This window comes from Kribbella sp. NPDC026596 (genome assembly GCF_040638415.1).
GTDB lineage: Bacteria > Actinomycetota > Actinomycetes > Propionibacteriales > Kribbellaceae > Kribbella.
This window is the reverse complement of record NZ_JBEZYF010000072.1, coordinates 1-12464: the sequence shown is the minus strand read 5'-3', so window position 1 is coordinate 12464 and position 12464 is coordinate 1. Positions and strand designations below refer to the sequence as shown.

The following is a 12464-nucleotide window of genomic DNA, read 5'->3' as shown; positions in this document are numbered from 1 at the left end:
ACCGTGGAGCCGGCCGAGACGCACGCCCCGCCCCGCCCCGGGGAGCCTCATGGCAGCAGGACACCGGTACTGGGCCGGTTGATGCCGCACCGACCCGGGAAACCACTGAGCACCCACCGACAAAGAACACCCACCACAGGAGCGATCGGCGAGTCGTGCATCGAGGCGCGGACCACCGGCGGTGGGCGGTCGTCGAGTCGTGGATCCCGGCACCGGACACCGGCGTGTCGAGGACCGCTATCCACGAATCGGCGCCGGGCCAACGGTGCAGAACCTCGCGGACACATCCACCCGGGACTCGACTCAGCGCCCGCCACCGAAAGCGCCAAGAACAGCCACCGCAGGAGCGGTCATCGAGTCGTGCATCCGCGTGCGGACCACCGGCGACGGACGGTCGTCGAGTCGTGGATCCGGGCGCGCATCACCGTGACAGACCAGGGACGCGGGGCGTACCAGGCCCTCTAGCTTGTCGCCGAGGATGTCGGCTCGCTGATGTCGACGGGCTTTGCCCGCGCACCGTTGGCCAACAGATCCATCAGCAGCCGGCCGAGCTGCGGCGGGAAGACTGTCTCCGTCACCTCAGCCAACTCCTGCGCCCGCCACCACCGGAACCCCAAGATGCTGCGAGCTTCACCCTCAGTCAACTGCGCCGGCGCCGGCTCGAAGCGACCAACCGCGCACATCAGCCACTCTTCGTGGACCTCGACAACCCGGCCGTCGTACTCGTAGATGTGATCGCGTCGCTAAACCGGAAGCCCCAGCGGCAGATCGACCAACCCGGTCTCTTCATACGCCTCGCGAGCCGCGGCTACCTGCACCGTTTCGCCAGGCTCGACACCCCCACCCACGGGGTACCAGCACTCGGCCTGTGTCCGCGGGTCCCTGGCGTGGATGAGTAGCAGCCGATCGTCTTCATCCAACAACAGCAGCTTCACCGCGAGTCTCGCCACGACCTGAACACTAGAGCCAGAGATCCCAGCGGATGCTGACCCGAGCCAAGACCCGCCATCTCCCCTGAACCCACAGCTCAGACGCCGATCACTTCACCCCGGAACACCGCGATCCACGAATCAGCGCAGGGGCCGAAGCTGCAGCGCCCGCGTCGCCGGTGAACCGCCCGGGACACGGGTCAGCTTCCGCCGCCAACGGCGCCACGGAATAGCCATCGCAGGAGCGGTCGCCGAGTCGTGCATCCAGGTCCGGACCACCGCCGGCGGGCGGTCGTCGAGTCGTGCATCCGGGTGCGGATCACCGCCGGCGTGGGTCGTCGAGTCGTGGATTTGAGTGCGGATCACCGGCGTGTCGAAGGCCGCGATCCACGAGTCGGCGCTGGAACGAAGGTGCGGAAGCTGCGCCGATCAGATCGCCCGGGCCACGGGTCAGCGCCGCGTGAAGGGGCCGGGCTGGAGGGAAATCGGCCGCGGGGGCCGGGGGAGCCGGAGGTGCTTAGGGGTGGGAGGTTCGCGGGGTTTGGCGAAGGCCTGCCTATGTCGTGCATTGGCGGGCTCGCTGGTGCGTTGGCGGGCCAGGTGGTGCGTTGCCGGATTGGGTGGTGCCAGGCGGGTTAGGTGGCGCGTTGACGGAATAGCTGGTGCCGGGCGGGCTAGGTGGTGCGTTGGCGGGGGCGACGTATGGGTTGGGACTCGGTGGGGGTGGAGAGGTGGCCGTCGACCAGGGTGGTGAGGGCTTCTATGAAGGGTTTGCGTTGGGTGGTGGGGAGGGCCGATAGGGCTTCGGCGTGGACTTGGTCGACTATGCGTTGGCCTTCGGCGGCGATTTTGGCGCCGGAGTCGGTGACGGCGATGATGCGGGCGCGGCGGTCGGTGGCGGAGGGTTTGCGTTCGGCGTACCCGGCCTTTTCGAGGGCGTCTACGGTGACGACCATGGTGGTCTTGTCCATGTAGGCGAGTTCGGCGATCTGGATCTGGGTGCGTTCCGCTTCGAGGGCGTGCCGCAGGACGCATTGCATGCGCAGGGTCAGGCCGACCTCGGCGAGCGCGGCGGAGAGTTGGGTCTCCAGCACATGACCGGCGTGCGTGAGGTAGCCGGTGAGGTCGGGAACCGTGCGCGGTGGGGTCTTGGCCATGTTTCGAGGATAACGCGGGATTATCTACTGCTAGATGATCCCAAGTCGGATCATTCTCCGCGGGCGCCGTCGATCAGTTCGCGGACGATGTCGAGGTGGCCGAGGTGCCGGGCCGACTCCTGCAGTACGTCCATCAGCAGCCGCTCGATCCGGATCGGCCCACGGTAGCCCTCGATGAAACCGGACCAGTCGACGTCGCGCAGCGTCTGTTGGGACAGCTCCCACTCGGCGTCGTACGCCGCCAGCACCGAGGCGACCGTCTCCTCCGACCTGATCCGGAACTCGTAGTCGTGGTCGTCGGATCGCCACAGGGACGGGAGATCCTGGCGGCCGATCGTCCGTTGGATGTGCTGCCGCTGGACCGCGGTGAGGTGCTTGATCAGGCCGAGCGGGTTCATGACGGGTGAGGTTGCGAGTGGTGTCGCTCGGGCTTGTTGCTCGTCCAGGCCGTCCAGCTTGTTCACCGCGGTCGTGTGGATGAACTGGAAGTACCCGACCACCGACTGCCGCAGCGTCGAATCATCCGCCGGCCACGGCCGGTCCCTCAGCACCATGCCGCCGACCCTGCCAGCACCCACCGACAAGTCAGCACACCCGAGGCCGACGCGGCGCTGGCGAGGCAAGGGCGGAAAGGACGGCGTGATGGCGCGGGTATGGAAGGCGCCGACTGGTGGCGCCCGGTGGCGGCGCGGCCGGGGGCGGCCGGGGTGGCGGCACGGCCGGGGCGGCCAGGTTGCCGGGGTGGCGGCACGGCCGGGGCGGCCAGGTTGCCGGGGTGGCGGCACGGCCGGGGCGGCCAGGTTGCCGGGGTGGCGGCACGGCCGGGGCGGCCAGGTTGCCGGGATGGCGGGAATGCGACGTTGAGGTTGCGGGCAAGGGCACTGTCGCAAAGTCGCGAGGTTGGGGGGTGGTGGGGCGGTTGGGTGGGGGCGTGACAGTTACTGCGGAGCGTGTCGGTGTGGGGCGGTGGGTTGGGGTTGTGGCGGTGGGGTTGGGGATTTGGGCCATCGTGACTACGGAGATTCTGCCGATTGGGTTGTTGACGCCGATTGGGGCTGATTTTGCGCTGACGGCGGGGCGGACCGGGTGGTTGATGACGATGCCTGGGCTGGTCGCGGCGGTGGCGGCGCCGGTGGTTACGGTCGCTACGGCTCGGGTTGATCGGCGGTTGATGTTGTGTGTGTTGATGGGGCTGCTGGCCGTGGCTGGGTTTCTGGCGGCGGCTGCGCCGGTGTATTGGCTCGAGCTCTTTGCCCGGTTCGTGGTCGGGCTCGTCATTGGCGGGTTTTGGTCGATTGGTGCGGGGCTGGCGGCGCGGCTGGTGCCTGAGCGGTGGACTGTTCGGGCGACTGCGGTCATCTTCTCCGCGGTTCCGCTCGGGTCGGTGCTCGGCGTGCCGGCGGGGACGTTCGTGGGTGAGTTCGCCGGGTGGCGTACGTCGTTCGCGGCGCTGGGAGTGCTCTCACTGGTGGTACTGGGTGCTCTGTATGTGTCCGTGCCGCCGCTGCCGCCGCTGCAGGTGACACGGCCTGCCGTGCTGCGGGAGGCCTTGCGGGGCAGCAAGTACGCGTTGATCGTGACCTGTCTGATTGTGACGGCGCACTTCGCGAGCTATACGTACGTGACTCCGTTCCTGCGACACGTCGTACGGCCAGAGCTGATCGGTGTGCTGCTGTTGATCTATGGCGCTGCCGGACTGGTTGGGAATCTCGTTGCGGGTACGGCGGCTGGCCGGAACCTGACCGTCACGTTTGCCGGCTGCGCTGCGCTCATCACGCTGGCGACGCTGCTGATGCCTGTGGTGGGGCACAGTACGGCGGGGGCGCTGGTGCTGTTGGTGGTCTGGGGGCTCGGGTACGGCGGGGTGCCGGTGTGCTCGATGGGGATGTTCGCGAAGGCGGTGCCGGGGTCGCGGGAGGCTGCGACTGTGTTGTTCACGGCGTCGTTCCAGGCGGTGTTGTCGACTGGGGCGTTGCTGGGTGGACTGGTGGTCGACTCGTGGTCGGTGTCGGCGGCGATGGTGGGTGGCGGGTTGTGCGCGATGCTGACCGTCGGCGTGCTGCTGTGGTCCAGAACACAGGAGGTGCCGGGGACGTAGCATCACGCCTGTGGCGAGGACTCAGACCGATCGATGCCCCGGTGTGCTGGCGGTACACCAGGCGGCCGACGGCGGGCTTGCCCGGATTCGCGTGCCTGGTGGGGTGCTGAGTGGTCAGCAGCTGGACGTACTGCGGCAGGCTGCGCTCGAGCTGGGTGATGGGCGATTGGAGCTCACCTCGCGTGGGAATGTGCAGATCCGCGCCCTGACGCCGGATGGGCCGCGAGAGCTGTCGGACCGGCTGTTCGAGGCTGGGCTGTTGCCGTCTATCAGCCATGAGCGAGTACGGAACATTCTCGCTTCGCCTTTGTCCGGTCTGGACCAGGACAGCCGGTACGACGTACTCCCGGTGGCGACTGTGGTTGACCGGGAGTTGTGCGCGCGGCCGGGACTGGCTGCGTTGCCGGGGCGATTCCTGTTCGCACTGGACGACGGGCGTGGGGATCTGGCTGGGGTGCGGGCGGATGTGGGCGTTCGGGCGGTCGATGGGCGTGAGGCGCTGCTGAGTCTCGGGGGCGGGAGTCGTGGAGTCCGGGTGGGGTGGGGCGAGGTCGCCGGGGTGATGGTTGCGGCGGCTGAGGCGTTCTTGAGCGAGCGTGACGGGGAAGAGTGGCGGATCGCTGAGCTCGAACGCGGTGAGGATCGGATCCTCGGTCGGCTCGGGGTGCAGGCGACCGAGGAACTGCCGACGACCAGTACGACGATCGACGCCGGGCTGCACGGCGACGCACTCGTGGTGACTGTGCCGCTGGGAAGCCTCACGCAGGAACAGGCTGCCGCGATTGCGCAGGCCGCCGGTGCCGCGGGCACGGCGGACGCGTTGAGCGCGGCTGGCGAGGTCGGGGTGGGGGTGGCTGGCGTGGCCCAGGTGGGGGTTCGGATTACGCCGTGGCGGTCTGTGGTGGTGCCTGCGGTGGCGGGCGAGCAGTTGGAGCGCGTTGGGTTGGTCACAAGGCCGGACTCGGTCTGGAACGGTGTGACAGCGTGTGCGGGGCGGCCGGGGTGCGGCAAAGCGCTGGCGGACGTTCGGGCTGATGCTGCGCGGATGACACCCAACATGCGACGGGATGGGCGGCGGGTGCACTGGTCGGGGTGTGAGCGACGGTGCGGGAAGCCGGCCGGAGAGTTTGTGGATGTGCTTGCGGTAGGCAACGGGTATCTGGTTGACGGGGAGCCGATGTGAACGAGTACGTGCGGGATGGTGCCGAGATCTACCGGCGGTCGTTCGCGACCATCAGGGCCGAGGCTGCGCTTGATGATCTGCCGGCTGACGTGGCGCAGGTCGCCGTACGGATGATCCATGCCTGCGGGATGACGGATCTGGTTGCGGACCTGGCGTGGTCGGCGAACGTCGTGAAGAACGCGCGGGCAGCACTGCAGGGTGGTGCGCCGATCTTGTGTGACGCGCAGATGGTGGCCGCGGGGATCACCCGGCGACGGTTGCCGGCGGACAACGAGGTCATCTGCACGCTGCAGGATCCACGGACCGTCGAGCTGGCGCAGGAGCTGCAGACCACTCGCAGTGCCGCCGCGGTTGATCTCTGGCGCGACAAGCTGAGCGGCTCGGTAGTTGCTATCGGCAACGCTCCGACCACGCTCTTCCGGCTGCTCGAACTCCTCGCCGAAGGCGGACCGCGGCCGGCCGCGGTCCTCGGCATCCCGGTGGGGTTCATCGGGGCGGCCGAATCCAAGGAGGCGCTCAGAGCGAACGCCCTTGGCCTGGAGTATCTGGTGGTGCGCGGCCGTCGGGGTGGGAGTGCGATCACCGCCGCCGCCGTCAACGCGATCGCAAGTGAGGAAGAATGACAGGACGACTGTGGGGTGTCGGGCTGGGGCCCGGCGATCCTGAGCTTGTCACGGTGAAGGCGGCGCGGCTGATCGGGGACGCGGATGTGATCGCGTTCCACAGTGCTCGTCATGGGCGGAGCATCGCCCGTTCGGTGGCGGCGCCGTACCTGAGCGACGGCCAGATCGAGGAGCACCTGGTCTATCCGCTGACCACCGAGACCACTGATCACCCCGGCGGCTACCAGGGCGCGATGGACGACTTCTACGCCGACTGCGCCGGCCGGCTCGCCGCGCACCTCGACGCGGGCCGCGACGTGGTCGTACTGGCCGAAGGCGACCCGCTGTTCTACGGCTCCTACATGCACATGCACAAGCGGCTGGCCGACCGGTACTCGTGCGAGGTCGTCCCCGGCGTGACGTCGGTCAGCGCGGCGGCCGCCGTACTCGGACGGCCGCTGTGTGAGCGGGACGAGATCCTCACCGTCCTGCCGGGCACGCTGCCACCCGACGTGCTCGCCGACCGGCTGCGCAGCACCGACGCCGCCGCCGTCATGAAGCTCGGGCGGACGTTCGGCAATGTCCGCGAGGCCTTCGAGCTCGCCGGCCGCGCGGACGAGGCCTGGTACGTCGAACGCGCGACCACCGACGCCCAGCGGACGGCTCCGCTCAACGAGGTGGACCCGGACGACGTCCCGTACTTCTCCCTCGCCCTGCTCCCGAGCCCGATCAACAACACCTTCACTCCCCCGTCGCCCAGGACAGCCAAGGACGGATCGGTCACCGTGGTCGGCCTCGGACCGGCCGGCCCGGAATGGATGACCCCCGAGGTCCGGGCCGCGATCGCAGGTGCCGACGATTTGATCGGCTACGGCCCGTACGTCGACCGCCTGCCGGACCGGGCCCGTCAGCGCAAGCACGGCTCGGACAACCGGGTCGAGTCGGAGCGGGCCGCGTTCGCACTCGATCTGGCGCGCAAGGGCTCCGCGGTGGTAGTGGTCTCGTCCGGTGATCCCGGGGTGTTCGCGATGGCCAGTGCGGTCACGGAGGTCGCGTCGGAGCCCGAGTACGCCGACATCGCCGTACGCGTGCTCCCCGGCATGACCGCCGCGCAGGCCGTCGCGAGCCGGGTCGGCGCACCACTCGGCCATGACTACGTCGTACTCTCGCTCTCCGACAGGCTGAAGCCGTGGGACGTGATCGCTCAGCGGCTGACAGCAGCTGCCACGGCGGATCTCGCGATTGCGATCTACAACCCCGCCTCCAAGTCGCGCACGTGGCAGGTGGAGGCAACCCGCGAGCTGCTGCTCGAACACCGTTCGCCAGACACTCCGGTAGTCATCGGGCGGGACGTGGGCGGTCCTCAGGAAGCGATCACTGTCACAAGCCTGGCTGAGCTCGATCCGCAAACGGTTGACATGCGATGCCTCCTGCTGGTCGGGTCGTCACAGACCCGCACCATGCCCCGCCAGGCCGGTCCCTTGGTTTTCACTCCGCGTCGATACCCGGCCACACCGAGTGAGCCCAACCCAGAGGCCGGTTAAGTCCGCCCCTCAGCTGTGTCAGACGCGCTCGAGAGGGTAGAGACCCCCCGCGCGAGGCTGACCAGTGAGGAGAACAGCGGACATGGCTCAGCAGTACGGCGAGACTGCCACGATCACGACGCCCACGGGCGAGGCAAACCCGACCGAGCGGTACGAGGAAGTGCGGGCTGCGGCCGCCCGGGCGATGAGCAACGTCGCGATCGTCCCGGAGCAACCACCCACCACCCTGGGGACAATCACGGCGATCGAGCCGGAGGTCGATCCAGAGCTGCTGTCGTACCGCGGCTTCAAGTTCGGCGCGGCGTTCTTCGGCTGGCTGATCTCGATCGCCATGTCGGTCCTGCTGCTGGCTGCCGTGTCGGCGGCAGCCCTCGGGAGCGCCGAGGTTCTCGACTACAGCACCAGTGACGCCAAGGCGGATCCCGCCGCGGCAGCCCTCACCGCGGCGGCTGTCGCCGTCCTGATGCTGACGCTGGCCTTCTACGTCGGCGGGTACGTCGCCGGCCGGCTCGCCAGATTCGACGGTGGGCGGAACGGCTTCGGCGTGTGGATGCTCGCGCTGCTGGCCTCGGTCGTCGCGGCCGGCACCGGAGCGCTGCTCAACAACCAGTACGACTGGGTCAGCGATATCAACCGCCCGGACGTGGCGCTGTCCAACGACACGCTGACCATGGGCGGCATCAGCGCCGCGGCGGCCCTGGTGCTCCTGACCCTGGTCGCCGCGATCCTCGGCGGGAAGAGCGGCAAGCGCTACCACGACAAGATCGACCGCTTGCTGGACTAAACGCATGGCTCGGTTCACGGCGGGTACCGGAGCGGTGACACGGGGCCTGTCTGCGAGGAGAACCGAATCATGGTCCAGTTACACCGTGAGGACACCGAGACACGGGACCTTCACAAAGACACTCAGTACGAAGACACACAACCGCTGCACCGCGCGGATGTCCGGACGTCGGCTGCCACCGAAGTGGATCCGGCGTACCGGGGCTTCAAGGGCGGTTCCGCGTTCTTCGGCTGGCTCGTCGCGATCGGCCTGATCGCGCTGCTGACCGGGATCGCGGGCGCGATCGCGGCAGCTGTCGATTACGCGACCGCGATCGACTGGACGGCAGCCAAGGGCGACGCGGGCACGATCGGCGTCGCGTCCGGCGCGGTCCTGATCGTGATCCTGGCGATCGCCTACTACAACGGCGGGTACGTCGCCGGCCGGCTGGCCCGCTTCGACGGTGCGCGGCAGGGCTTCGGCGTCTGGCTGATCGGCGTCATCGTGACGGTCGTCGTGGCGGGCATCGCCGCACTGGCCGGTTCGCAGTACGACGTACTGGACCGGGTCGACCTGCCGTCGGTGCCGATCGCGGATCACACGCTGACCACCGGCGGACTGGTCGCGCTCGCCGCGGCCGTCGTGGTGACGCTGCTCGCCGCGCTGATCGGCGGCAAGACCGGCCAGCGGTACCACCGCCGCATCGACCGCAGCGTCGACTGACCTAAAGCAAACCCGGACCGAAAGCGAAACCCCGGCTGAAAGCCGGACCCGGACGGCGGATAGCTCCCATCCGCCGTCCGGGTCTTCCTTGTGCGGGCCGCCGCGCCCGAGCAGGATTCCGGGCATGTCAGCCCGCACCGCGCTCGTCGTCGGAGGCACCAGTGGGATCGGCGCGGCCACGGTACGGCGCCTCACCGCCGACGGCCTGCACGTCGTCGCGGCAGGCCTCGGCGCCGGACCCCAAGAGGTCGAGCTCGACCTCCGTGAGCCCGGCGCACTCGAGGAGCTGATCAGTGACCTCGACCGGCTCGACGTCCTCGTGAACACGGCCGGCATCATCCGGCGCGGTGCCGAACACCGGCCCGAAGTGTTCCGTGAAGTGGTCGAGATCAACCTGACCGGCGCGATGCGCGCGGCCGAGGCGGCCCATGACCTGCTCGCCGCGAGCCGGGGCTGCGTCGTCAACGTCGCGTCGATGCTGAGCTACTTCGGTGGTCCGCTCGTACCGGCGTACAGCGCCAGCAAGGGCGGGATCGTCCAGCTGACCAAGTCGCTCGCGGTCGCCTGGGCCGCGGACGGGATCCGGGTGAACGCGGTCGCACCCGGCTGGATCGCCACCGACCTGACCGCCGCGCTACAAGCCGATCCGGTCGCGGCCGACCGGATCCTGTCCCGTACGCCGATGGCCCGCTGGGGCACGCCCGACGAAGTCGCCGGGGCGATCGCCTTCCTCACCGGACCGGACGCGGGGTTCGTCACCGGCGCCGTCCTGCCCGTGGACGGCGGCTACCAGAGCATGTGAAGGAGCAGTCGATGATCCCGGTTTCAGCAGGTGTGCCCGCGGAGATCGCCGTACCGGCGGTGCCCGACGACGACCGGCTGTGGGTGCAGCAGGCGCCGGACGTCTGGTTCCGGCCGTTGATGCTGAACACGATCACCGGTCAGTGGTGCAACCTGCTCAAGGTCACCCGGTCCGGCATCGTGTCGCGGCACCGGCACCCGAGCGCGGTGTTCGGCTACGTGATCAAGGGCAAGTGGCAGTACGACGAGCACGAGTGGGTCGCGGAGACCGGGTCGTTCGTGTACGAGCCGCCGGGTGAGATCCACACGCTGCGGGTGCCGGAGGACTGCACGGAGATGATCACGTTCTTCAACATCTCCGGCGCGATGATCTACCTCGACGACAACGGCAACCAGATCGGGTACGAGGACACCTTCACCAAGATCCAGCTGTGCCGCGATCACTACGGCGCCAACGGCCTCGGAGCCGACTACGTGGACCAGTTCATCCGCTAGCCCGGACGACGAGCTCGGTCGGCAGGATCCGGGGAGCCACGTCGTCACCCTCGATCCGGTGCAGCAGCACCTCGATCATCTCGCGGGCGACCAGCTCGAGCGGCTGCCGGATCGTGGTCAGCGGGGGATCCGACTCCCGGGCGATCCGGGAGTCGTCGAACCCACCGACGGCCACCTCCTCCGGCACCCGGCGACCGGCCCGGCGTAGCTCCACCAATGCCCCGGAGGCGAGCAGGTCGGACGCGGCGAAGACGGCTGTCAATCCCGGGTGGGTGAGGACGAAGATGAGCGGGTACGCCGCTCCGCTGACTGTTGCCCAGGGCGCCGATACACCTGCCTGGCTGGCGGTTTCGGAGGAGCCGGCGGCGCTGGTCAGCGGGACGTTCTTCCAGGACCGCAAGGCGATCGAAGTGAATCCGCAGGCTTACGATCGTGCCTTGCAAAACGCTTTGCTGACTCGTTGCCTCGAGCTCTGCGGGGCCTCACTCTTTGGCCAGGTCGGTGGTGGCACCGCGTGGACGGCGGTGATGACCTGCTCCAGGGCCGGCGTACGCGGGCGGTCGCGATGGACGAAGAGGGCCACCTGCCGCTCGACGTGCGAGTCGCTGATCGGGACCAGGCGTACGCCGGTGAGGTTGGCGGTGGTGACCGCGAGTGCGTTGGTGACGCCCGTACCCAGGCCGTGGCGGACCAGCGAGAGCAGGGTCTGGGGCTGATTGGTGCGGAAGACACTCTCCGGGCTGAGCCCGGCGGAGGCGAAAGCCAGGTGTGACTCGAACTGGCGTGCTCCCGAGGTCTCGCCGATCGAGATCAGCGGGAGCTCGGCCAGATCCCCCAGGCTGACCTCTTGTGCCGCGGCCAGCGGGTGGCCGTCCGGGAACACCGCGACCAGCGGCTCGGTCCAGAGGATCGCGTGTTCCAGCGACTCCGAGGCCACCAGCGGATGCACCGGCCGGATCGCGAGGTCGACCTCACCGCGGCCGAGCGCGCCTTCGAGGTCGATGCTCGGGCCTTCGACCAGGTGCAGCCGGACCTCGGCGGGTACGCGCTGCGCGACCCGGGGGAACAGCCAGGCCGCGGCACTCGGGTACGCGCCGAACCGGACGTGACCGCGCGCGGCGGACAGATCGCCGAGGCGGTTCAGGATCTCCTCGGCGTGCGGCAGCAGCGCGCGTCCCTCCGGTGTCAGGGCAGCCGGGTGCACAGTACGGTCGAAGAGCTGGACGCCGAGGGCCTTCTCGAGCTCGGCGACGTGCTCGCTGATCCGGGACTGGCCGCGGAAGACCGCCTTGCCGGCCGCGGAGAAGCCGCCGTGGCGGGCGACGGCGACGAAACTGACGATCCAGTCCATCCGGAAGCCGTACGCCGCGGTGAGATCCATGCCGCTCACGCTAGCCGGGAAGAGCAGCGGCGGCCCGGATGTTGGATCTGGTGTGCTCGAAGTAGTGGTGATCGGCGCCGGCCAGGCCGGGTTGTCGGCTGCGTACCACCTGGTGCGGCTGGGATTCACGCCGTACGACGAGGTCGTCGTACTGGATCGGAACCCGGCACCGGGCGGGGCGTGGCAGCATCGGTGGGACTCGCTGACCATGCACGACGTCCACGGGATCGCGAACCTGCCGGGGGTGCCGGTGCCGCCCAGCACCTCCGATGCCCGCGCCAACGCGTTCGTACCGTCGTACTTCGCGGACTACGAGAAGCGTTTCGACTTGCCGGTGCTGCGGCCGGTCGTGGTGTCCAGCGTGCACGCGGTGGATGGCGGGTTCGAGGTGCGGACGGACGGCGACACCTACCGCGCCGCGGCGCTGGTGAACGCGACCGGGACGTGGAACCGGCCGTTCATTCCTTGGTATCCGGGGATCGAGAGTTTCCGCGGGCGGCAGCTGCACACCGCGGACTATCGCGGGGCTGCCGAGTTCGCGGGTCAGCACGTGCTGGTGGTCGGGGGTGGTGCGTCAGCCGTGCAGTTGCTGGCGGAGATCTCCGAGGTGGCGTCAACCACCTGGGTGACTCGGCGGGAGCCGGAGTGGCGGACGGGTGAGGACTTCAACCCGGAATACGGCCGGCAAGTGGTCGCTAAGTGGTCCGCACCGTAAGTTCGTCGGGGGTTACTTGGGCTGCCAGGCTGTGGGGTCGTTCAGGTAGAGGCCGCAGGCGCAGTCGAGTGCT

At 68.9% G+C, this 12464-nt stretch carries 14 protein-coding genes; 9 read left to right on the top strand and 5 right to left on the bottom strand.

Annotated elements, in window-relative coordinates; genetic code table 11:
• Nucleotides 1-743: 743 nt before the first annotated feature.
• The 3 genes from AB0E63_RS38260 to AB0E63_RS38250 all read right to left on the bottom strand — a co-directional run bounded on the left by AB0E63_RS38260 (nucleotide 744) and on the right by AB0E63_RS38250 (nucleotide 2640).
• Nucleotides 744-950, bottom strand: coding sequence for an NUDIX hydrolase (locus AB0E63_RS38260; RefSeq protein WP_360377276.1), 207 nt, complete (start codon nucleotides 948-950; stop codon nucleotides 744-746).
• A gap of 653 nt (nucleotides 951-1603) precedes the next feature.
• A complete protein-coding gene (locus AB0E63_RS38255; protein ID WP_360377273.1) occupies nucleotides 1604-2086 on the bottom strand; it encodes a MarR family winged helix-turn-helix transcriptional regulator in 483 nt (160 codons plus the stop codon).
• 50 nt (nucleotides 2087-2136) lie between these two features.
• The gene (locus AB0E63_RS38250) at nucleotides 2137-2640 is read right to left on the bottom strand and encodes a DUF664 domain-containing protein (protein WP_360377270.1); all 504 of its coding nucleotides are present in this window, start codon (nucleotides 2638-2640) and stop codon (nucleotides 2137-2139) included.
• A 353-nt stretch (nucleotides 2641-2993) separates the two neighbouring features.
• On the opposite strand from AB0E63_RS38250, the gene AB0E63_RS38245 reads away from it, so the two are divergent.
• From AB0E63_RS38245 to AB0E63_RS38210, 8 genes are all read left to right on the top strand, one after another.
• Nucleotides 2994-4184, top strand: coding sequence for an MFS transporter (locus AB0E63_RS38245; protein WP_360377268.1), 1191 nt, complete (start codon nucleotides 2994-2996; stop codon nucleotides 4182-4184).
• Nucleotides 4185-4194: 10 nt separating this feature from the next.
• Nucleotides 4195-5367, top strand: a complete 1173-nt coding sequence (locus tag AB0E63_RS38240) for a precorrin-3B synthase (protein ID WP_360377265.1) — start codon at nucleotides 4195-4197, stop codon at nucleotides 5365-5367.
• The gene (locus tag AB0E63_RS38235) at nucleotides 5364-5990 is read left to right on the top strand and encodes a precorrin-8X methylmutase (protein ID WP_360377262.1); all 627 of its coding nucleotides are present in this window, start codon (nucleotides 5364-5366) and stop codon (nucleotides 5988-5990) included. Before AB0E63_RS38240 ends, AB0E63_RS38235 begins: the two co-directional genes overlap by 4 nt.
• Nucleotides 5987-7513: a precorrin-2 C(20)-methyltransferase gene (locus tag AB0E63_RS38230; protein WP_360377260.1), complete on the top strand. Its 1527-nt coding sequence runs from the start codon at nucleotides 5987-5989 to the stop codon at nucleotides 7511-7513. The genes AB0E63_RS38235 and AB0E63_RS38230 overlap by 4 nt, the downstream gene beginning before the upstream one ends.
• Nucleotides 7514-7595: 82 nt before the next feature.
• Nucleotides 7596-8297, top strand: a complete 702-nt coding sequence (locus AB0E63_RS38225) for a hypothetical protein (RefSeq protein WP_360377257.1) — start codon at nucleotides 7596-7598, stop codon at nucleotides 8295-8297.
• A gap of 69 nt (nucleotides 8298-8366) precedes the next feature.
• The gene (locus AB0E63_RS38220) at nucleotides 8367-8999 is read left to right on the top strand and encodes a hypothetical protein (RefSeq protein ID WP_360377254.1); all 633 of its coding nucleotides are present in this window, start codon (nucleotides 8367-8369) and stop codon (nucleotides 8997-8999) included.
• Nucleotides 9000-9123: 124 nt separating this feature from the next.
• Entirely contained in the window at nucleotides 9124-9801 is a 678-nt protein-coding gene (locus AB0E63_RS38215; RefSeq protein WP_360377251.1) for an SDR family oxidoreductase, read from the top strand.
• Nucleotides 9802-9812: 11 nt separating this feature from the next.
• Nucleotides 9813-10295: a 2,4'-dihydroxyacetophenone dioxygenase family protein gene (locus AB0E63_RS38210; RefSeq protein WP_360377248.1), complete on the top strand. Its 483-nt coding sequence runs from the start codon at nucleotides 9813-9815 to the stop codon at nucleotides 10293-10295.
• Here the strand turns inward: AB0E63_RS38210 and AB0E63_RS38205 are convergent.
• Both AB0E63_RS38205 and AB0E63_RS38200 read right to left on the bottom strand, forming a co-directional pair.
• Complete coding sequence (locus tag AB0E63_RS38205; RefSeq protein WP_360377245.1) at nucleotides 10285-10695, bottom strand: substrate-binding domain-containing protein; 411 nt, start codon at nucleotides 10693-10695, stop codon at nucleotides 10285-10287. The genes AB0E63_RS38210 and AB0E63_RS38205 overlap by 11 nt on opposite strands.
• Before the next feature lie 24 nt (nucleotides 10696-10719).
• A complete protein-coding gene (locus AB0E63_RS38200; RefSeq protein WP_360377242.1) occupies nucleotides 10720-11676 on the bottom strand; it encodes a LysR family transcriptional regulator in 957 nt (318 codons plus the stop codon).
• Here AB0E63_RS38200 and AB0E63_RS38195 point away from each other — a divergent pair.
• Nucleotides 11675-12391: an FAD-dependent oxidoreductase gene (locus AB0E63_RS38195; RefSeq protein WP_360377239.1), complete on the top strand. Its 717-nt coding sequence runs from the start codon at nucleotides 11675-11677 to the stop codon at nucleotides 12389-12391. The genes AB0E63_RS38200 and AB0E63_RS38195 overlap by 2 nt on opposite strands.
• The last annotated feature ends 73 nt before the right edge of the window (nucleotides 12392-12464 follow it).

Bases quoted from the DNA above. Each gene is read 5' to 3' on its own strand.
- AB0E63_RS38255 (WP_360377273.1), bottom strand. From the start codon at position 2,086: ATGGCCAAGACCCCACCGCGCACGGTTCCCGACCTCACCGGCTACCTC.
- AB0E63_RS38250 (WP_360377270.1), bottom strand. From the start codon at position 2,640: ATGGTGCTGAGGGACCGGCCGTGGCCGGCGGATGATTCGACGCTGCGG.
- AB0E63_RS38230 (WP_360377260.1), top strand. From the start codon at position 5,987: ATGACAGGACGACTGTGGGGTGTCGGGCTGGGGCCCGGCGATCCTGAG.
- AB0E63_RS38225 (WP_360377257.1), top strand. From the start codon at position 7,596: ATGGCTCAGCAGTACGGCGAGACTGCCACGATCACGACGCCCACGGGC.
- AB0E63_RS38220 (WP_360377254.1), top strand. From the start codon at position 8,367: ATGGTCCAGTTACACCGTGAGGACACCGAGACACGGGACCTTCACAAA.
- AB0E63_RS38215 (WP_360377251.1), top strand. From the start codon at position 9,124: ATGTCAGCCCGCACCGCGCTCGTCGTCGGAGGCACCAGTGGGATCGGC.
- AB0E63_RS38210 (WP_360377248.1), top strand. From the start codon at position 9,813: ATGATCCCGGTTTCAGCAGGTGTGCCCGCGGAGATCGCCGTACCGGCG.
- AB0E63_RS38195 (WP_360377239.1), top strand. From the start codon at position 11,675: ATGCCGCTCACGCTAGCCGGGAAGAGCAGCGGCGGCCCGGATGTTGGA.
- AB0E63_RS38200 (WP_360377242.1), bottom strand. From the start codon at position 11,676: ATGGATCTCACCGCGGCGTACGGCTTCCGGATGGACTGGATCGTCAGT.